Origin of the sequence: Mammaliicoccus sp. J-M40 (assembly GCF_022386395.1) — a bacterium.
Taxonomy (GTDB): domain Bacteria; phylum Bacillota; class Bacilli; order Staphylococcales; family Staphylococcaceae; genus Mammaliicoccus; species Mammaliicoccus lentus.
In genome coordinates, this window is sequence record NZ_JAJNIQ010000003.1 from 272,963 (window position 1) to 294,751 (window position 21,789).

Genomic DNA, 21,789 nt, shown 5'->3' on the forward strand with positions numbered 1-21,789 from the left:
CAGCAATTAACAAACCTTGTCTAATACTTTTTTCAAATTCAATCGTTCAGTATGTAATGTCATCAAACTGGAAAAATACTTACTTATCATATGAACTAAATCTCTCACTGTATCCCTCCTTTTATAAGTGATTTTATTTGTTAATTTACACATAAGTACACAAAATTATTGTAGAACAACTTATAAATCATTACAATAAAACTCCTTTCACAACATTTTACAAAATTAAACAATTGAAATATGCAACTTTTTTGATACAATATAATGAGGATAAAATATGCCCTCATTTAAAAGGGACAACTACAAATTATAAACACTTAAAAATTTTACACATAATACTATTTAAAATATAAGAGGAGAATGAAAATGGATTACAGAGTATTATTATTTTATAAATACACAACAATCGATGACCCTGAAACTTTTTCAGCAGAGCATTTAGATTTTTGTAAAGACTTAGAATTGAAAGGCCGTATTTTAGTTGCAAACGAAGGTATTAACGGGACTTTATCAGGTACTAAAGAAGCAACTGATCAATACATGGAACATATGAAAGCTGATGAACGCTTCAAAGATATCGTATTTAAAATAGATGAAGCTGAAGGGCATACTTTCAAAAAAATGCACGTTCGTCCTAGACCAGAAATTGTTGCATTAGACTTAGAAGAAGACGTTAACCCTAAACAATTAACTGGTGAATATTTATCACCAAAAGAATTTAAAGAAGCTTTATTATCTGACGACACAATAGTAATTGATGCAAGAAATGACTATGAATATGACTTAGGTCATTTCCGTGGCGCAATTCGTCCTAACATCACAAGATTCAGAGACTTACCAGACTGGATTAAAGAGAATAAAGAAAAATTCATGGACAAAAAAATTGTCACGTACTGTACAGGCGGTATTCGTTGTGAAAAATTCTCAGGTTTCCTATTAAAAGAAGGATTTGAAGATGTTGCACAATTAGAGGGTGGCATCGCTACTTACGGTAAAGATCCAGAAACTAAAGGCGAATATTGGGACGGAAAAATGTACGTATTCGATGAGCGTATTAGCGTAGACGTAAACCAAGTAGAAAAAACAGTAGTCGGAAAAGAATGGTTCGATGGTACACCTTGCGAAAGATACATCAACTGTAGCAATCCAGAATGTAACAGACAATTCTTAGTTACAGAAGAAAATGAAGCGAAATATCTTGGCGCATGCTCACACGAATGTGCAAGCAAAGAAAACAACCGCTATGTTAAAGCACATAACATTAGCGACGAAGAAAAAGAAAAGCGCTTAGAAAACTTTAAAGAACTAGTTTAAAATATAATGATAAAGAGTTCGGGACATTGGTTAATGTCTCGAACTCTTTCTTTGTATTGGCAGTAATAGACTGGAAACTTATGTTGTACGTTCTTCTGTCAATAACGATGGTCTTGTTGACTATTCTCACTAAACGTGTCAATAAGAGTAGCCTTGTTGCCTTTTCTCATCAAACGTGTCAATAACGATGGTCTTGTTGCCTTTTCTTACTAAACGTGTCAATAAGGAGATTGTTATGTTGCTCGTGCACCTCGTTTTGCAAGATTTGCTACTTTATTAACACAAACAAAACAGTCCGGGACGTCAATCATTGTCTCGGGCTGTTCCGTTTTATTATCATTTAATATGCTGCTTTTCTATTCCTACTACTATAAACCATTATTATTAAGACGAGCATGCCACATATTAAATACATCCATTTAAAGCCTACTAAATCAGATATTGAACCCATCATAGCACCACCTAACGATACACCTAAGTCGGCACAAGCGATAAATAAGCCTAACAACATATTTCTACCTGCTCGTGGTAAGTCGAAACTTAAGTATGATGTTAAAGTTGGATAAATCATTGCCTGGGCAATACCGATTAAGATTGCACTACCATAAAATACTCCTATGTATATGTATAGTCCAAAAGCAACAATGATAGCTGCTAACATTAGAATACCTAATACTTTTAACATAAACTTTGGATGCCACAATCCATCAGATTGTATAAATTTTCTTAAATAAAATCTTGATAACACAACAGCAATTGCTTGGATCGTCAAGTATATACCTGCATTAGCAAATCCATATTGGACTGTAAATACATGAGTATATAAGCATTTATTTTAATTAATATATCAATATATTTTTAAGACTTCTTCCACTTTTCAGGTGTAAAAGCATCCGGTTTAACTGAAGCTTTTATACGCATTAAAATGTAATATGCAATCATCGTAACGACTAAAGATTGAATTGCCGGTAAACCCATTTGATGGATATATTGAGTGTAATAACCAACAAGCATACCTATTATCATGGCTATTGTAGCTATGATATTCCAGCGATTAATACTTTCCCATTCTCGATTACGAATAGCAAAAAAATCAATAAACATAACTCCAGCGATAGCAGGATAAACAATAGCTGTGAAATTTAAAAAGTCCGTGAAATAATGCAAAATTCCTGCTATTGCAATTGCTATAGCTATTAATGTACCTAATAAAGTTAATAATTGTCTACCTTTATGTGAGTTAACATTAAGTAAATTTGCAAACGCCAATCCCATACTGTAATTATTCACAAGTTGACTTGTCCATGTAGCGAACCATAAGATTAAAAATCCCCAAACAGGAAAACCTAACCCCATCATTACTTGTACTATATCAGGGTCACCAACACCTACTGACATTACCGCCCCAACTATAAACAAGGGGACACCGACAGCTACTATACCTAATGGTATTAAAATATTATCTTTCCAAGTAGGCTTTGCGTACCTTGTATAGTCTGCTGCTATGACCCATTGCGATACGTTTACACCAATTATTAAACTAATTGCAGCCATCACTGTCATTTGAGGCTTTGGTTGCCAGCTTAATAGATTATGTAACCCTGTATTGCTTAGTGCAAAGTATATACCTCCTATAACTAATAATAAACCTGCAGGTACAGCAATGTAATCCGTCCACTTCATTGATTGATAGCCAATAATTGAAGGGATGGCAAATAATAGGCCTGCTATAATCGTAATAATTGCCCAAAGAAACCAATCTTTTTGGTAATTGACACCAAACATTGCTGATATAGCGTTACCAGCTACTGCTGTTTGTAAAGCCCACCACCCTAAAGAGACTATAAATATAGTTCCACCTGCTATTAACCTTGCTTGTACATCACCAAAACTATTCTTTGCTATGACTGACGATGGTCTTCCTGTTTTAGCACCTATATATCCGCTAATGGTATTTCCTATCCACTGAAATACAACCATTGCCAACAGTGTAATCCATACAACATGAATCAATTTAAACGATCCCGCTAATGAAGCTCCTACCATAAGAACAGGTATTGTAAACTCTAAACCTCCAAAAATGACTGCAGGAGTGGACCAATGTTGTCGTTGAGACTTTGGAACACTTTCTAAAGGATTATCCGCTTTAGAAAAACTATTATTTTCACTCATAGATTCCCTCCATTAATGACTTATTTATAATTGTAAATTTCTTTTGCTTGCTGCAGAGTTATATATTCATTTTTGATATCTTTTTCTATCAACTTTTTAGCTCTTTTATGTGGATCGCCAAACCCTCCACCGGTTGCTGTTCTTAATATTACTTTATCTCCTTTATTTAATGGATACTGATTATACTTACCAAATGGCCCATCTAATTCACCATTTGATTTCTCTATTAAAAATTCATTATTTGATCCTTCATGTCCACCATCAGCTCCCCAAGTGTTTTGTTTATGATGCCCAAAACTACCTGTAAAGAATTGTCCATCAGTTAATGCTTTATAAGTTCGAATAACACCAGGACCTCCTCGATACTCACCTGCACCTCTACCATCTGTTCTCATACTATATTCTTCCACTTGGACGCCATAAGTATTTTCTGCAATTTCAACAGGTACATTGAATGTTTCTCCATCTGACACACAAAATTGACCAGTATCTCCATCAAAACTATTAGAAGCACCCCATCCCCCTACGGATGGTTCAACAATGAGGAAGTTTCCATCTTTATCTGGATGTTTTCCTCCCATTATTACAACACATACAGACAGTAAATGACCCGCCGTTAATCTGTCAGGAATAACTGGTGCTAATGCTTTCCAAATTGTTTCTGAGCCATATAGCATAGACTCCCAATACATAGAAACTGGTGCAGGACGTTGAGCTGAAATGATTGAACCTTTATCTGTAATAATTTTTAATGGTCTAAAAGCTCCATCATTTACTTCTTGGGATGGATTTGTAATTGCTAAAAAGATTGTCCTAACTGCCGATACTAGTCCTGTATAAGAACTATTAATTGGACCTTGTACTTGTTTAGAGGACCCTCTAAAATCACAAATAAATTCATCTTTTGTGATAGTTAATTTTAATTTAATTGGTATTTGTTCATCTGAAATACCATCATCATCAATTAATTCATCAATTTCATAAATTCCTTGAGGTAATTTTGATATTTCATTTAATGTAGATTTTTCACCTTGATCCAAAAATCGCTCCATACTTTCAAGAATAGATTGCGTTGTATATTTTTTACATAAACCTTGAATACGTTTTTCACCTGTTTTAAGCGAAGCAATTTGCGCTCTCATGTCACCAATTGATAACTCAGGAAAACGAACATTTGATTCAATCACTTTAACTAACGCCTTGTTTTCTGCACCTTTGTCATATAATTTCACGCATGGAAATTGAAGTCCCTCTTGATATACATCAGTAGAATTAGTAGACATTGAACCTGTATCTTTTCCACCTACTTCTGTCCAATGTGCTTTATTAGCAACAAATGCAACCAGTTCACCATCTTGGAAAATTGGTAAAACAAGTCCTACATCACACAAATGTGAACCTCCGCCTTCGTATGGATCATTAATTAAAAATACATCTCCTTCATTAATGTCATCTCCATACGTTTTCAAGGTTTCTTTTACCATGAAAGATAACATACCTATAAAACCTGTAACGCCATTACCAAGTGTTACAAGCTCTCCTTTTTTATTAGTTAAACCACATGCGTAATCTAACACCTCGTATATAATTGGACTCATTGAAGTTCTTGCTAAAGCTATGAACATTTCTTCACCAGTAGAAATTAAAGAATCTTTTATCACTTCATATGTGAATGGATCAGTTTTATAACTCATAATTATCTCCTCCAATATGAATAATCAAGTTTCCATATGAATCTTTAGTGACTGCATCTTTAGAGTTAATCGGTATTGTTGTAGACTTTTCTTCAATAATTGCTGGACCTTCAATTTTTTCTCCGATTGCTAAATAATCTCTATCATAAACTTTTACCTTTTTCCATCCCTCATTCTCAAAGTAGACTTGACGCTCCTCTTTCACTGAATCTCCTTTGGGTACAGTAATCTCTTTAATTGTTGGTTTTTCAATTTTACCTATTACACTAACTTTTAAATTCACTATTTCAGTTCCATTTTCCTCAAGTGCATAAGTATATAATTGTTCGTGCTTTTTATGAAATGCTTGGATTATATCATTAAGATTATTTTCATCCACTTTATCAAATGGCACTGTTACTTCTACAGGATGGTCTTGCCCTTCATATCTCAAGTCCATTAACTTTGTAACTACTATTTGTTGATTATTTACATCTTCATTTTTCAAAGTACTAACTGCTTCATCAACTAATTCCACAAATTTATTGTTAATTTCTTTGTAATTTAAATCTTTAGTATTAGTAAGATGTGTTTGAGCATAATCATGTCTTAAATCAGACATTAACATCCCCCATGAAGCAAACACACTTGAAGTAGAGGGAACTATTACTTTCTTCACGCCTAATTCACGAGCTAAGTCTTGAGAATGCATAGGTCCTCCTCCACCTATAGCAACCATCGTGAAATCACGTGGATCATAACCCTTTCTAACAGATATTAACTTTAATGCATTTAGCATGTTTGAATTCGCTATTTTAACAATTCCCATAGCTGCTTCATCTAGTTCTACATCCAAATGATCAGTAATTGATTCGTGAAATTGTTTTTTGACCTCTTCAATTTTAGTATCTGTATCAAAATTAGAAATATTTAACCTTCCTAATAACAAGTTTGCATCAGTAGTAGTTGGTTCTATTCCACCTTTTCCATATGCTATCGGTCCAGGTTCAGCTCCAGCAGATTTCGGGCCAACTTTAATAGATCCACCTTCATCAAACCAAGCTATAGATCCTCCACCATTTCCAATTTCAACAATATCTACTACAGGTACTTTCATAGGGTAACCAGCATAATTATTCGTTCTTTCCAAATGATAATCAGTTGTAACTTTAACGTTACTGTTTTCAATCAATGAACATTTCGCTGTTGTACCACCTATATCTAAAACAATTAAATTATTCTCTCCAATCATTTCTCCTAACACAGCGGCACCAAATATACCTGAAACTGGACCAGACTCTACCATATTTATGGGCGCTATTTTAGCGTGATCAAAAGTGCTTGTTCCACCGTTTGATTGCATTACATAATTTCTGCTACTTGAACTATTCTCTATAATATTTTTCTCTAAATTAGATAAATACTCATTAGCAATTGGTTTAACATAAGCATTCAACACCGCTGTAGAGGTACGTTCGTATTCTCTCCATTCATTATTCAATTCAGTAGAATAAGTAGTTAAAAATTCAGGGTATTTTTTATTAATATACTGAGCTATTTTCTTTTCATGTTCATTATTTAGATAACTATGTAATAATGAAATAGCTATAACTTCAACATTTTCTTCCTTAAAATAATGAATAATTTCATCAATTTCCTCAACATTCAACTCTTGTATAACTTCACCTTTATAATTCAGACGTTCCGTAACTTCACGGCGAAGATGCCTTTCAACAATTGGAGTTGGTTTTTTATATCTAACATTAAATAAATCTGGTCTATTACCACGTGCAATTTCTAACACATCTCTAAAACCTTTAGTCGTTATAAGACCAGTTTTAACACCTTTCTTTTCAGTTAAAGCATTAATAACAATAGTTGTTCCATGAATAAACATGTCAATGTCTTTTAAATTAATTTTAGCTTGTTCAAGCACATTGAATATCCCAGCCTCAAAATTTTTAGGAGTTGTATCTGCTTTACCTACGATAATATTTCCATCGTTATCTAATGCAACCAAATCTGTAAAAGTACCGCCAATATCTGTTGCAACTCTCATTTCCATTCTCCTTTCAAATTTAAAATATTTTAGGTGTAACTACACTTAATATAACTGCAGGATTTTGAGATTCATTAATATAATAATGATTCAAACTGGAAGGATAATGAATAATCTCACCCTCATGTACAATATGCTTAACATCATCAAGATAAAACGTTAATTCACCCTCGATAATGTAATACATTTCTTCACCATCATGTCTAGAAACTTCACTACAATCATCTGGATAAATAGTAATAATAAAATTCTCTAATTTTCTATTTTCAAAATCACTAGAAACACGTTTGAAATTTTGATGAGATCTATTTATCTTAAATGAATCAATTTCATCTGGAATAACATGAAAATTCGTTTCAATTTTAGGTTTAAAAAATGAAGTAATATCAACATTCAAAGCATCCGCTATTTTATTCAAAGAAGTAATCGCTATAGAAGACTCCCCTCGCTCTACTTGTGATAAAAAACTTGTAGATAAGCTGGTTTGACTACTCATTTGTTTAAGTGTTAATTCCTCTTTCATTCTAAAATACTTAATCATACTCCCGATTTCTTCCATAAAAATAACCTTCCTTTTACAGTATTAGTGTAATTTAGAACAATATAACACAAATAATACTTAATAAAAAGAATTTTCGGAAAATTCTAAATAAAAAACTAGCCACATAGGTTAAATAGACCGTCTGTGACTAGTTTTATTTATATTATTTTCAATAACTTCTTCTGATGATTTCCACTGAAATAATTCTGAAGCTTCTATTGAACAGGCCAGGACATAACTGTACCAGCCTGCTATATTTCTTCATTTATTGTGATAACGCTAATTTAATATGCGCTAAATGGTGTTCTTCATGCCATGATAATTTCGCTACTTTAAATGCTACTGAAGTTTCTCCGTCATCTTCATGCGTAAATTTACGTTTCAATTGTTCTTCACTTAAGTTTCTACCAATTGCTACAATACGTTCATTCATTCCTTCAAGCATTCTAATTGAACATTCGACTGGTAATTCATTGTCTGGCGTTTCTATCCATTTTTGTTGGTCAAACGCTGGTACAGTTGGCTTTCTATCATCTGTTAATGCGAGTTTTAAACGTTGATACATATTCAACTGTGAATCTGCTATATGATGCACAAGTTGTCTTACTGTCCAACTGCCTTCTCTGTATTTCTTGTTCAATTCTGAAGGGTCTAATTCGTCTACCGTTTCTCTTAAGCGATTTGAATAATTCCCGATTTCATCCAGCCATTGTTGGATATGATCAAATGTTACATGTTCTGGAAACTGTAGTTCACCTATTGGAAACCTTGCATCCATCTTTATCACCTTTTCTCTTTTTATATGAAACATTTTGATTACACTACTAATATTCTCTATTTTAAAGAATTTAAACGTAGTGTCATAAATAGAACCATATTAAAATGGATTTTTATTTAGCCACTGTCCGCCATCCATCGTCATACAAGCTCCATTTATATAACCCGCTTCATCAGAAAAAATATAACGTGCTAATCCAGCAATTTCTTCAGTTTGCCCAAATCTTTTTAAAGGTACACTATTCAGTGATTGTTGTCGTGCTTCTTCTGAAAGTGATAACTTTTTAGAGCCACCTGTATTTTCAATAGGACCCGGTGCAATTGCATTTACTGTGATGCCATATTTAGTTCCCCATTCCACTGCAAGTGTTCTTGTCATAGCGAGCACACCTGCTTTTGCGCTGGCCGAATGGATAACACCAGCACCTGCACCCCATGAATATGTTGCAACCATATTGATGATGCGGCCTTTATGCCCAGTTTTAATCCATTCTTTGCCTACAGCTTGAGAACAATACCATGTGCCATTTAGCACAATATCTATAACGGAATTCCACCCATTAATCGACAAATCTTCAGCTGCACATAAAAAGTTTCCAGCTGCGTTATTAACTAGTCCATCTATTTTCCCAAAAGTCTTAACTGTTTCATATACTGTATATTGAACTCTTTCTGGGTCTCTAACATCCATATCTATACAAAGGATTTGGCCTTCATACTGCTCAATCTCTTGCTTTGTCTTCTCGAGATTTTCTAATTTACGGCCTGTAATAACGACTTTTGCACCTTCTTCAGCGAATCTTTTCGCCATCCCTTTTCCCATTCCACTACTGCCACCTGTTACAATAATCACTTTATCTTTCATATATACTCTCCTTAGTAATACAAAATATAATTCTTATAGTAAGCGCTTACATATAAGTGTACAACATGTTTTCAGAAAGAACAATTGTAATTCATTATAGCAGTATATTAAAAAACAGAAGACACTCTTTTATAACCTCAAGAATGTCTTCTTCTATAATTAAAAGAATAAAATGGAGCCATTAGTTTAGTCGATATCCGAAGTGAAACACAAATAAACATTAGAAAAAGATAAGTTAAAAAAATAATTAATACGACATAATTGAAAAGTTCAAGAAAACTGATAACATAAAAGTATATACATGTATATACTTTTATGTTGGGAGTGAATATTATGGAGATATTGAATGTAAAAAAAATAAGAAAAGTAGGGAATAGTAGCGTAATTACCATTCCTAAAAATGTTATGGAAGCTATTAACATTCATGAAGGAGATGCAGTTGAATTTATTGAAGAAGATAATAAAATTTGGTTAAAACCAAGTAAATCAATCAATGAACACGATGATATATTGAAATTAGCAGATGAAATTAGCAATAAGTATGATGATGTCTTCAAAGGGTTAGTTGATAGATGATTAGATATTTAACCGAGAAAGAAATTATTACATTTAATATCTATGTTATTCAAAAGTATAGTCCTAAAGAACCTATAGGCGTAGTCGATGCAACTGCTCTAAATATGTTAGTAAATGCACCGAAACAATATGTATTTGGTATAGAACAATATCCAACACTTGCGTTGAAAGCGAGCAACTTATTTAGAAATCTCGTGAAAAAACACGTGTTTTATAATGGAAATAAAAGAACCGCATTTATGTGTTTAAATATCTTTTTAAACTTAAATGGTTATGAGTTAGAAGTTAATACAAAAGAAGCTATAGATTTTACTGTTATGATAGCAACACATGATCTACAAGAAGATGATATTGAACAATGGATCTTAAAGCACATAAAAATAAAGTAAGTTTACTGAAGAAATATTCTCATAGAAAAACACCTTTGCACGATTCATTTTAATATGAATTGTACGAAGGTGTTTTTAATTTATTCTCCTGAACCTACTTCTTCGCCATCTTCATCGTATTCTGTAACGACACCGTCTTCGTCAATAATATAAGAACCTACTAAGTTACCGTCTTTATCTAAGAATGAAAAGCCCCATTCTCCGTCATCATTTTTTTCTGGTTCTTTAAATGTATATTTGTCGGTATCTAATTCTTCTCCTTCATAAGATTCTACTTTATCTATCACATTGTCTCGCGTAACTTCTTCATTTTCATCGTCTTCATCCATATCATTGGATTTATTTTCTTCTTTAGTTGTACCATCAAACATTTCTACTACTCTTTCTATTTCTTCATCTGATGCATCATATAATTTCACAACTTTCGGGTTGTTTATAATGCTTTCAGATTCTTTTTGTGACCAATCATCATCTTCCAACCATTTTTTATCATGGAAGTGTGATGGCACATCATAAATTGAAATAGTACCATCATTATTATTTTTATAAACTATTTGCCCAGCAGCTGTAGGCGTACCTGCCAATCGTTGTACCCCTTTAGGATATTTGATAGTATGCTCTTTGTTATATGGATTTAAATATTCGCCTTCTATTGAATCATGGCTTAGTTCTGGTTTCATGCCGCTAGAATTGTCTGAATCTCTATAGCTTGGTAAAGCTGTCAGCCATACTTGGGCATAATATTCATCACTATTCGTATCTTCTTGAGATGTACTACTGTCATTCTTTGTCTCCAAGCTTTCTCCATATTTAATTTTATTTTCTAGCTCTGAAATTTTACTGTTATCTTTATGATTATTATATAAATCCGCAATATTAAAACTTGCGAATGCCTCACTATCTTTCACATCATTATAATCTGAAATAGGAGATTGGGTATATATGTAAACAACTTGGTCTTTATTTATACCTACTATTGTTGCGTAACTACCTTTAGAAGGTGACATTCCATAGAACTTCATACCATCAGGTTTATTCGCCATTTTTCCTAATTCTGGACTTTCCGATAATTCTACTTTATCTACAGAATGTTTTATTTCTTCACCAGATCCAGTTTTTTGTGTATAGCTGCCAGATAATAATTCATCTGCAGTTATGACTTCAGAATCTATTTCAGGTTCTAACAAAGTCATCGCAACACTTTGTGTTTCTGAAATGTTAGTTACTTCTTTATCTGAATTCGATTTAGAAGTTTCATTATTGCTGTTACTATCTTGTGCATTTTGATTCTTTTGTTCGCTTTTTTGTTCATTGTTACTTGAGTCTTTATTCTCAGGTTCATTACCTATACTAATACTACAACCTGCAATTGTTACTGATGACACTAATACAATTCCAAAATAAAATATTTTTTTCATAAAAGGCATCCCCTTTTTTAATTATTAGAAAATATTCACATCTATTGTAACAAAGATAATGGTTGTGAAATGTATAAATCATAATATTTAAAAATTATTAAAGATATGTTTTAGGAGAATCGATGATAAAAAAAGATGCTGAGACATTTATAAATGCCTCAGCTTATCTTTGGGAATAGGTACTCTAATACCTAGTTTTATGAGTTTGTAATTCTACTTCGAGTAGATAACCAAACAGTAACACGTTTGTTTTGTTTTGTAAATATTTACTAATTTATATTTTATTAAAATACAATTTGAAAATTCTAATCATCTTTGTTAAAGTATTAGGCGTTGTTTTTAATACTAATAAACGAGGAGGTTTATTTTACTTATGGAATCTCAATTGAACGAAAATAAGCCTAAAAAAGGTTATTCGCTAGTATTTACAATCAGTTCCGTAATTGTTGCTATAATCGTTTTACTAGGCGCAATTTTTCCAGTTAAATTTAATGACATTGGTGATAAAGCCACTGCCTGGATAACTGAAACACTTGGCTGGTATTACATGATTGTTGTAATAGCCATGATTTTCTTTTGTATTTTCTTAATGCTAAGTCCAATAGGGAAATTAAAATTAGGGAAACCTCATGAAAAACCAGAATTTAATACTGTTTCATGGTTCGCTATGCTATTCAGTGCTGGTATGGGGATCGGGTTAGTATTCTGGGGAGCAGCTGAACCTATTGCTCACTTCGCTGCACCTCCAAAAGCAGACCCTAAAACTACTGCAGCTTATGCAGAAGCGTTACAATCAGTATTCTTCGATTGGGGCTTCCATGCATGGGGCGTTTATGGTGTAGTAGCACTAGCATTAGCATATTTCCAATTTAGAAAAGACGAACCGGGATTAATTTCAAAAACATTACGTCCTGTATTCGGAAGATATGTAGATGGACCACTAGGTATTGTGATTGATGTATTATCTGTTATCGCTACTATCGGTGGTGTAGCCGTATCACTTGGTATGGGTGCGTTACAAATTAACGGTGGTTTAAATTATTTATTCGGCGTACCAAATAATATTGCCGTACAATCTATTATCATAATTATTGTAACGATTTTATTCTTAACAAGTGCTTGGTCAGGATTAAATAAAGGTATTCAAATTTTAAGTAACGTAAACATTAGTATTGCAGGTTTATTATTAATCGCTGTACTTATTATCGGACCATCAATACTTATGTTAAATGCATTTACAACTACAACAGGTAACTTCTTACAAACATTCCTACAAAACAGTTTCGACACAGGTATGTTTAATTCACAAAAAGCAGATTGGATGTCTGATTGGACATTCTTCCAATTAGCTTGGTGGATAAGTTGGAGTCCATTCGTTGGGGTGTTTATAGCACGTGTATCAAGAGGACGTACAGTACGTGAATTCATCGGTGGCGTTATGCTTGTACCTGTTCTTATCAGTTTCATATGGTTCAGTGTATTTGGTGTACTAGGTATTGAAACTGCTAAGAAACATCCAGCAATTTTCGATATGCCACCAGAAACAGCATTGTTTGGTGTATTTAATGAAATGCCATTAGGATTAATACTATCTATTATTACACTAGCATTAATCGCAACATTCTTTATTACATCAGCAGACTCTGCAACATTCGTATTAGGAATGTTAACGACACGAGGTTCATTAAACCCAAGCTCATTTATAAAAATTGTTTGGGGTGTCGCACAATCACTAATCGCGTTTATACTATTATTCACTGGCGGAGATAACGGACTAAACGCATTACAGAACACCGCCATAATAACCGCATTGCCGTTCTCGGTTATTATTATATTTATGATGATTAGTTTCTATAAAGACGCAAACAGAGAACGTAAATTCCTCGGCCTTACATTAACGCCAAAAAGAACCCGAGAAAGTCAAAAACTAGCAAACCTCTCAGATCAAGAACTATTAAACTTAATTAAAAACGAAAGAAAACAAGATAGATAATAATAAGAAAAGCTCTTCATTAGTATACAGACTAGTGAAGAGCTTTTTTATATAACAACTATTTCAAAATCGATAATTGTTCAAATTCTTTTGAAATAGCTTTTCCTATTTCAATCGAGCATGTTGCTGCTGGTGATGGTGCATTTAATACATGTAATGAATGCTTACCTTTCTCAAACACAAAATCATCTAGCAATGTTCCATCGCTTAACATAGCTTGGGCTCTTACGCCCGCTTCAATCGGTTCAATATCTTCCTTTCTTAACGATGGAATAAGTTTTTGTGCATTGTTAACGAAAGCACGTTTATTAAATGATCGATAATATTCTCCAAGTGCTTCTTTAATATTTTTTATACCCATCTTATATAACCCAGGAAATTTTAAAATCTCTAATGTTTCTGATTTATTTAATCCAATTTTTTTATAAGCTTCTTTTCTAAGACCTAATACAGCATTAGGTCCGACATCTACCCCGCCATCTATCATATTTGTAAAATGCACGCCTAAAAATGGTAACTCAGGATTTGGAACAGGATATATTAATGTTTGAACATACTTCTCTTTAGATTCATTAAGTTGATAATACTCTCCTCTAAACGGAATAATTTGAATATCTGTATTTACGCCACTCATCCTAGCAACTTTATCACTATATAATCCAGCACAATTTATAATGCTTTTTGATTTGAATTGTTGCTCATAACTATTAAGTACAATTTTATCCTCAGATGTTTTTATCGATGTAACTGGAGTATTAAAATTGATTTCGCCGCCTAATTCTTCAAATAATAATTTGAATTGTTCAGTCACCTTTTTATAGTTTACTATCGCGGTTTCTTGAACTTTTATACCCCCAACTGTTTGAACATAAGGTTCTATTTGGTTTACTTCTTCAGCATTTAATAACGTCACTTGAAGTCCATTTTGTAATCCTCTTTCATAAAGCGCTCTTAGTCTATCTAACTCATTTTTATCAGTTGCAACAATTACTTTGCCACATTGATTGTAAGGAATATTGTATTCTCTGCAGAAATGAATCATAGATTGTGAACCCTTTTTACTAAATTCTGCTTTATGAGAACCAGGCTTATAATAAATGCCGGAATGGATAACGCCACTATTGTGACCTGTTTGATGTTCAGCAAGATTATTTTCTTTCTCTAGTAAAAGAACATCCAAGTCAGGATTTTGAAGTTTTAAATGATAAGCTGTACTAAAACCTATAATACCGCCACCTATAATTATTACATCCCTTTGCATATAATTCCTCCTAATCACGTATACCGCATGCTTCTGCTACGACTTCAACTATATGTTTGACAGTTACTTCATTGCTTAACCCTTCTCTTTCTACTCCTAATTGCATTTGCATATGACAACCGGGATTTGAAGTGATAATCATATTAGGCTTTGCTTGTTGAACATATTCCATTTTATCATCCAAAATTTTCATAGATTCATCAAAATGTATAATATTATAAATACCAGCCGAACCACAGCATAATGATTGTCCTTCCATATCTACCATATCAAGGTCAGGTACCTTACCTAAGACGCTTTTTGGTGATTTAAATACTTTTTGTACATTTTCTAAATGACAAGATGGTTGATATACAGCTTTGTATGGCATTTTATAATTAAATTCTAATGATAAATCATCCATTATTTCTGAAATATCCCTTACTTTTTTAACAAATTTTACTGCTCTTTGATGCCAATAGCTGCCTTTTTTAAATAACTTGTCATATTCTTTAAGCGATGCACCACAGCCTCCAATCGTATTAACGATATAATCTATATCGGTATCGGCATATGCTGCTATATTCTTTTTAGCCAATTCGATAGTATCATTTGTTTCACCTGCATGATGTTGTAAAGCACCACAACAAGTTTGATTTGGTACTTCATGAACTTCTATATCATGTTGTTTCATAATTTTAATTGCTAAGTTATTGATTCTAGAGAAAAAGGCATCCATAATACACCCTTGGAAAAAGGCAACTTGTGTTTTTGTTTGTGTCTTAGTTTTATTTACTTTTTCATTATCATGGATTTTACGTGTTTTTTTCACATCGGGTAAAGCTAAATTTAACTTACCATACTTTGTTTCTTTTCCTAAAAGATGATTTTTGTTTATTAAGTTTTTAGCACCTAGCTTCTCATAGTAATATAATGCATAATTTATTTTTCGAATGACACCTTTTTTAGGTAAAATATGTTTGAACGTTACATTTCGAGCTAACTTTTCACTTAATCCCATCTTTTTATCTTCTTTTATGACTTCAACTGCTGACATTAATATATCTCCGTATTGAACATTTGTTGGACATACTGTTTCACATGCTCGACAACCTAAGCATAGATCAATACCTTCACTCATATCTCCAATTGAGACCTTACCTTCAGCAGCCATTTTCACCAGATTAATACGTCCACGCGGAGAATGTTTCTCCTTTTCAAAAGCTATATAAGTTGGACATACTGGTAAACAATATCCACATTGAACACAGTCAAACGTTGCTTGATAATCTAATTTGTCCACTAATGTATTATTCATTTCGCAACACTAACCTTTCTTCTCCCTTTTCAGGAAATATCTTTCCAGGGTTAAGAATATTCTTAGGGTCTAATGCTTTTTTAATCATTTGTTGATAACGTACCCCCACTTCACCCATTTCTTTTTTGATAAATGCTTTTTTCATAACGCCAATACCATGTTCCCCCGAGAGCGTTCCACCTAATTCAATCGCATAATTAAAAATTTCTTCCACAGCATCTTCTGTCTTACGCACTTCATTTTCATCTCGCATATTTGTATTAATTGTCGGATGTAAATTACCATCACCTGCATGTCCAAATACAACGATATTTAAATCATATTTAGTTTTAATCTCATCGATTTTCTTAAACATTTCCGGAATTTTACTTAGTGGTACTGTTGCATCTTCTGAAATTTTAGTATAACCACTTTCAACTACTGCAGGTGAGACAAGTTTTCTAACTTGCCATAATTTATCTTCTGCTTCTTTAGATTCAGCAATTTCAACATTTTCAACATCTATTTCTTTTAATGCTTTTTTGATAGTATCCAATTCATCACCTAAATTCTCTGGATTACCATCGACTTCAATTAATAATATAGCTGCTGCATCTCTAGGCAAATCTAATCCTGCATAGTCTTCAACTTTATTTAATGCATTATGATCTAAAATTTCCATTTTCGAAGGTCTGACACCTGATGTTAATATTTTGGATATAGACTTTCCTGCTGTGTATAAATCATCAAATATAACCATCGCTGTTTTTGTATCTAAAGGCTTAGGTATTAAGCGTAACGTAGCTTCAGTAATAATACCTAGTGTACCTTCTGAACCTATTAACAATTTTGTTAAATCATATCCTGTGACATTTTTAATCGTTTGGCCACCAGTGCGTATAACTTCTCCATCTGCCATAACAACTTCTAATCCAATAACATAATCTTTTGTTACACCATATTTTATACCACGCGGACCTCCAGCATTCTCAGCTAAATTACCACCAATTGTGCATACCACTGAAGAAGAAGGATCTGGTGGATACATTAAATTATGCTTTTCTGCTAAAGCATGTATTTTTCCTGTAATCACACCAGGCCTTGTCTTTATGATTAAATCATCAGGATATATTTCAAATTCATCATTCCACTGAGAAAAATCAACTACTATACCACCTTTAACTGGCAAAGCTCCCCCTGACAAACTTGTGCTTGCACCTCTAGCATAAATAGGAATGATATATTCATCTGCTAATTTCACTACATTTTGGACATCTTCCGTAGATAACACTTGAACTACATAATCCGGCATATATTGACCGAACGATGCATCAAAACCATAAGAAACAAGATCTGAAACATCCATAAGTAATCTGTCCGCGAAAATTTCTCTTAATCTCTGTTCAATCTCCTTGCTTTTCATATTTATCACCTACACCTTTTATCTCCCAATTTTTTGCGCATTGTAACTAAATGTTCTTTCATAGCCTTTTTTGCATTGTATTCGTCTTGATTTTTTATAGCCTGATATATCATTTCATGTTCATGAATTACACTCTCTCTTTTTTCAACCATACCTATATTTAACTTTAATGAATATGATAAAGCATTTACATGAATATCCTGTAAATTTTCAAATGTTTTGATTATATATTGATTCTTAGTACTTTGAACAATACATTTATGGAAATTATAATCAGGATCTATTCCTAAAGCATATTCATCTTGATGTGTTTCTATATATTCATGAAAAGCATCTTCTATTAATTGCATATCTTCTTCAGTTCTTCTAAGTGCACAAATACCTGCTGCTTCAACTTCTATAATTGTTCTCATTTCTAAAATATCAAGCAAATCTTTCTCTGAGAATCTACCATAAGCATGCTGCCTAAACGTATCAGAAACGTCATGATTAATAACAAAGCTACCTTTACCTTGAAATGATTCAATATATCCGGCTGAAGCTAGTTTACTCAGTGCTTCTCTTATAGGATATCTACTCACTTCAAATTCTTTAGCTAATACTGACTCTGAAGGTAATTTATCACCAACTTTATATTTGTCATTTTTAATTCTTTCTACTAATTTATTAAAGATGACTTCTGATAAACGTTTTGAGCTAGCATTTTTCATTTATGTTACGCCTACTTTCCTGAATTTAATATAATGAACACTCATCAATAATATAACTCCAATAATCCCTACAATACTTGTTATAATTTCAGGGAATATTAACATTACTGCAAATACAATAAATAAAATTCTTTCTAATATATTCAACTTCGTAAATAAATAATTTCCCATACCAGTAACTAACGCATAAATACCTACTAATGAAATTAAAATTGCCACTATTAATTGGCCATAATTTAAACCGCCTGTAGTTGCATCATTTAGTAACAACTCTGGGTGATATACAAGTAAAAATGGAATTATAAATCCTGGTAACGCTAATCTTAATGCAGTCCAAGATGTTTTTACAGGATCTGCTTTTGCAATACCAGCTCCAGTATAAGCAGCAAGTGCTACAGGTGGTGTTACGTTTGACATCGCTCCAAAATAAAATACAAAGAAGTGTGCTGCTAGAGGTTCTACACCTGCTTGTACTAATGACGGAGCTACTGTAACAGCCACGACAATATAAAGAGCTGTTGAAGGTAAACCAAAACTCAAGACTATACAAGTTACCATTACCATAATTAATATAACTATTAAATGACCGCCTGCTATATCAATAACATTGTAAGCCAGCATAGAGCCAACACCAGTCATTCCAACTGTTGCAATCACTATTCCTACAGAAGCACAAGCTAAAGCAACTTGAATAGAACCTTTGGCTCCGTCTATTAGAGCCTCTAAGAAACTTTTTGGCGTTACCCGATTTGTCTTATCTGTTGTACAGTAAGAAGCGATAATCGAAGAAATTATTCCGGCGAATCCTGCAAATATAGCTGTCTTACCGATTAACAGAGCTACAATAACTACAATAATAGGTAATAATAATGCGCCTCTTTCTTTTAATACTTTACGTACTAAAGGGATATTTTCTTTACTAACTCCTTTTAAACCTTTCTTTTTAGCTTCTGTATCAATTGCCCATATTAAAGCAATATAATAGAATACAGCAGGGATAATACCAGCTAATACAATCGTTGTATAAGGAACACCTAAAAATCCGGCCATTATAAATGCAGCTGCTCCCATAATTGGTGGCATAATCATACCTCCAGTTGAAGCGGCAGCTTCAACTCCACCAGCGAATCGAGGAGTAAGGCCTATATTTTTCATTAATGGAATTGTAAACGATCCAGTTGTTGCCACGTTGGCAACGGCACTACCGTTTAATGATCCAGTTAAGGCACTAGATATAACCGCAACCTGTGCAGGTCCTCCACGGCGTTGACCTGCAATAGCTAAAGCCAAATCATTAAATAACTTGCTTGCGCCACTTACACCCAAAAATGCTCCAAATAAGATGAACAACATAATATATGTAGCAGCAATGGATAAAGTACTACCAAATATACCTTCAGTTGTCATATAAAATCGATATAAAAGTCGATTTAAACTAAAGCCAGAATGTGCAAAATCAATAGGAAAATAATTACCATACAAAGCATAAATTATTGCAAATATACTTAATAAAGGAATAAAAATACCTATTGTTCTTCTTGTTATTTCGAATAATACGATAATAGCTATAACTGCAAAAATATAATCTGTTGTATTTGCATGTGATGCTCGGTCAACATGTAACGTATTATAATTTAGAATGATATATCCAATTCCAAGTAACGCTAAAATTATAAATCCAATATCTATAATAGAAGGATGATGTTTATCAATACCTCTTTTATTCAACGGATATAATAAAAAACCTAATAACACTATCAATAATAAAAATATTGAATTTTGATGAAATGTTTGCAGATTTAAGAAACTTGAAGCTGCTAACACAAATAAAGATAAAATTATAGCCAAACCATTTAGGATGTATTTACTACCACCTTTTAATTCTCTAACAGAATCTACGATTTCTTTTTCTGGTTTATTTTTCATCTTGATAACCCCCTTTGCTTTCTTTTTCTTTAACTTCTTCAGGGATTAATCGATCATCAATTTTGAGACCTTTTTCTTTATAATAACGGTATGCACCTTCATGCAATGGAGTATTTAAACCATTTAGTGCAGTTTCCAACTTCATTTCTTTCGCAGAGTTATGTACATCAATCATAAAATCTCGATTTTCGTGCAACATTTTAGTTAAATTATAAACCATGTCTGCGTCCATTTCTTTAGTCGTAACTAAAATATTAGGTTGTGCAATTGTTTGAATATCCTTCTTTTGCTTAGGATATGTTCCTTTTTTTATTGTATAGCGATACCAAGTATCCACTTGACTGTTAATTTGTTTCATTTGCTTATCTGTCACTTCTAAAATAGTAGCATTTACCCCTGAAGCATACATATCAGTAATCGATGATACAGGTACACCTGCAGGTAACGAACCTCCATCAAGCCTACCATCTCTCATAGAAGAAATCGTTTCTTCATATCCCAAATATTCAGGAGATATATCTTTTTTTGATTGGCCAATACCTTTCAACATCATTAAAGTTGATTGTTCAGTACCACTAGCTCTAGGACCTACTGAGAAAGAACTTCCTTTAATATCAGCAATTGTGCCAGTTTCCACTTCGCTATTTTTTAATACAAAATGTTCGACATTAGGCCAAATCATGCTCATTGAACGTAAGGAATCATACTTTTCTCCTTTATAAATTCCTGTTCCTTGAGATGCTTGAGTAGAAATCAAACCTTGTAAAATTGAAAAGTCAGCTTCATTCTTTTTCATTAAATCAATATTTTCTACAGAACCTGCAGAAGATTGACCATTAAATTTAGTATTTTGACTTCGATAATGCTTAGTCCATAACTGTCCCATGCCAACACCTATAGGATAATAGGTACCCCCTGTTGACGCTGTCGCAATGTTATATGTTTTCTTTTTCTCAAAATTACAACCTGCCAATATAACAACTAAACATACTAGTAAACTGATCAAGCGAAACTTCATACTATATCCCCCCTAATTATAAATAAAGCGCTTTCACTTGTATTACAAGTTTATATTTCAGAGTTACATTTTTCAACATATTTCTGAATATTTTTTCAATTAATTGTATAAATAGGTGGTATTAACCCCTTTATTATATGAGTTGAATTATAAAATTTTCTTTTTATTTTCTTTTAAATATTTGCATTAAACAACCATATCAACGCTCTCGCTGCCTATTTGTACAATAATAGGCAAATAAATACAGTTAGGAATTATTTTTATTCAATTAGGGAAAATATGACAAATTTTCAATTTTTACGTTTATACTAAAGTTAATTCAAAAAGAAAAGGAGGTCCTTCAAATGGGTATCGCTGAAATCGTAGGTGGAATTGTAGATATTATTAAAACTATCATT

17 protein-coding genes and 1 pseudogene are annotated in these 21,789 nt (G+C 32.8%); 4 read left to right on the plus strand and 14 right to left on the minus strand.

Going from position 1 to position 21,789, the window contains the following annotated elements:
- Positions 1 to 366 precede the first annotated feature (366 nt).
- On the plus strand, positions 367 to 1,314 hold the full coding sequence (gene trhO / locus LQ688_RS05805; protein ID WP_016999734.1) for an oxygen-dependent tRNA uridine(34) hydroxylase TrhO: 948 nt from the start codon (positions 367 to 369) through the stop codon (positions 1,312 to 1,314).
- A 340-nt stretch (positions 1,315 to 1,654) separates the two neighbouring features.
- Here trhO and LQ688_RS05810 read toward each other — a convergent pair.
- The 7 genes and pseudogenes from LQ688_RS05810 to fadH form a co-directional block, all read right to left on the minus strand.
- Positions 1,655 to 2,122, minus strand: a pseudogene (locus LQ688_RS05810) (MFS transporter); the annotation flags it as partial.
- Positions 2,123 to 2,172: 50 nt separating this feature from the next.
- Positions 2,173 to 3,486 (minus strand): cytosine permease, encoded by a 1,314-nt coding sequence (locus LQ688_RS05815; protein WP_239752671.1) that lies wholly within the window; start codon positions 3,484 to 3,486, stop codon positions 2,173 to 2,175.
- Between the two features lie 20 nt (positions 3,487 to 3,506).
- Complete coding sequence (locus tag LQ688_RS05820; RefSeq protein ID WP_147640704.1) at positions 3,507 to 5,180, minus strand: hydantoinase B/oxoprolinase family protein; 1,674 nt, start codon at positions 5,178 to 5,180, stop codon at positions 3,507 to 3,509.
- On the minus strand, positions 5,170 to 7,218 hold the full coding sequence (locus LQ688_RS05825) for a hydantoinase/oxoprolinase family protein (RefSeq protein WP_064211374.1): 2,049 nt from the start codon (positions 7,216 to 7,218) through the stop codon (positions 5,170 to 5,172). The genes LQ688_RS05820 and LQ688_RS05825 overlap by 11 nt, the downstream gene beginning before the upstream one ends.
- A 19-nt stretch (positions 7,219 to 7,237) precedes the next feature.
- Positions 7,238 to 7,777 carry a helix-turn-helix domain-containing protein gene (locus LQ688_RS05830; protein ID WP_147640703.1) on the minus strand — a complete coding sequence of 180 codons (540 nt, stop codon included), beginning with the start codon at positions 7,775 to 7,777 and terminating at the stop codon, positions 7,238 to 7,240.
- A gap of 247 nt (positions 7,778 to 8,024) precedes the next feature.
- Positions 8,025 to 8,537, minus strand: a complete 513-nt coding sequence (locus LQ688_RS05835) for a YfiT family bacillithiol transferase (RefSeq protein ID WP_016999749.1) — start codon at positions 8,535 to 8,537, stop codon at positions 8,025 to 8,027.
- A gap of 99 nt (positions 8,538 to 8,636) precedes the next feature.
- Positions 8,637 to 9,401 (minus strand): 2,4-dienoyl-CoA reductase, encoded by a 765-nt coding sequence (gene fadH / locus LQ688_RS05840; RefSeq protein ID WP_016999750.1) that lies wholly within the window; start codon positions 9,399 to 9,401, stop codon positions 8,637 to 8,639.
- Positions 9,402 to 9,734: 333 nt separating this feature from the next.
- Between fadH and LQ688_RS05845 the strand changes: the two genes are divergently transcribed.
- A complete protein-coding gene (locus tag LQ688_RS05845) occupies positions 9,735 to 9,977 on the plus strand; it encodes an AbrB/MazE/SpoVT family DNA-binding domain-containing protein (protein ID WP_026023607.1) in 243 nt (80 codons plus the stop codon).
- Positions 9,974 to 10,366: a type II toxin-antitoxin system death-on-curing family toxin gene (locus tag LQ688_RS05850; protein WP_016998966.1), complete on the plus strand. Its 393-nt coding sequence runs from the start codon at positions 9,974 to 9,976 to the stop codon at positions 10,364 to 10,366. The genes LQ688_RS05845 and LQ688_RS05850 overlap by 4 nt, the downstream gene beginning before the upstream one ends.
- An 80-nt stretch (positions 10,367 to 10,446) precedes the next feature.
- Here the strand turns inward: LQ688_RS05850 and LQ688_RS05855 are convergent, their stop codons facing one another.
- Complete coding sequence (locus tag LQ688_RS05855; protein WP_239752672.1) at positions 10,447 to 11,784, minus strand: hypothetical protein; 1,338 nt, start codon at positions 11,782 to 11,784, stop codon at positions 10,447 to 10,449.
- 373 nt (positions 11,785 to 12,157) lie between these two features.
- On the opposite strand from LQ688_RS05855, the gene LQ688_RS05860 reads away from it, so the two are divergent.
- Complete coding sequence (locus LQ688_RS05860) at positions 12,158 to 13,777, plus strand: BCCT family transporter (RefSeq protein ID WP_147640701.1); 1,620 nt, start codon at positions 12,158 to 12,160, stop codon at positions 13,775 to 13,777.
- A 58-nt stretch (positions 13,778 to 13,835) separates the two neighbouring features.
- Here the strand turns inward: LQ688_RS05860 and lhgO are convergent, their stop codons facing one another.
- The 6 genes from lhgO to LQ688_RS05890 are packed head-to-tail and all read right to left on the minus strand — an operon-like array spanning position 13,836 to position 21,391.
- Positions 13,836 to 15,038, minus strand: a complete 1,203-nt coding sequence (gene lhgO, locus LQ688_RS05865; protein WP_147640700.1) for an L-2-hydroxyglutarate oxidase — start codon at positions 15,036 to 15,038, stop codon at positions 13,836 to 13,838.
- A gap of 10 nt (positions 15,039 to 15,048) precedes the next feature.
- The gene (locus LQ688_RS05870) at positions 15,049 to 16,335 is read right to left on the minus strand and encodes a (Fe-S)-binding protein (RefSeq protein ID WP_239752673.1); all 1,287 of its coding nucleotides are present in this window, start codon (positions 16,333 to 16,335) and stop codon (positions 15,049 to 15,051) included.
- Entirely contained in the window at positions 16,328 to 17,737 is a 1,410-nt protein-coding gene (locus tag LQ688_RS05875) for an FAD-binding oxidoreductase (RefSeq protein ID WP_239724346.1), read from the minus strand. The genes LQ688_RS05870 and LQ688_RS05875 overlap by 8 nt, the downstream gene beginning before the upstream one ends.
- A 5-nt stretch (positions 17,738 to 17,742) precedes the next feature.
- Entirely contained in the window at positions 17,743 to 18,447 is a 705-nt protein-coding gene (locus tag LQ688_RS05880; RefSeq protein WP_239752674.1) for a FadR/GntR family transcriptional regulator, read from the minus strand.
- Complete coding sequence (locus LQ688_RS05885; RefSeq protein WP_239752675.1) at positions 18,448 to 20,373, minus strand: TRAP transporter permease; 1,926 nt, start codon at positions 20,371 to 20,373, stop codon at positions 18,448 to 18,450.
- A complete protein-coding gene (locus LQ688_RS05890) occupies positions 20,363 to 21,391 on the minus strand; it encodes a TAXI family TRAP transporter solute-binding subunit (RefSeq protein WP_239724350.1) in 1,029 nt (342 codons plus the stop codon). Before LQ688_RS05890 ends, LQ688_RS05885 begins: the two co-directional genes overlap by 11 nt.
- Positions 21,392 to 21,789: the final 398 nt, after the last annotated feature.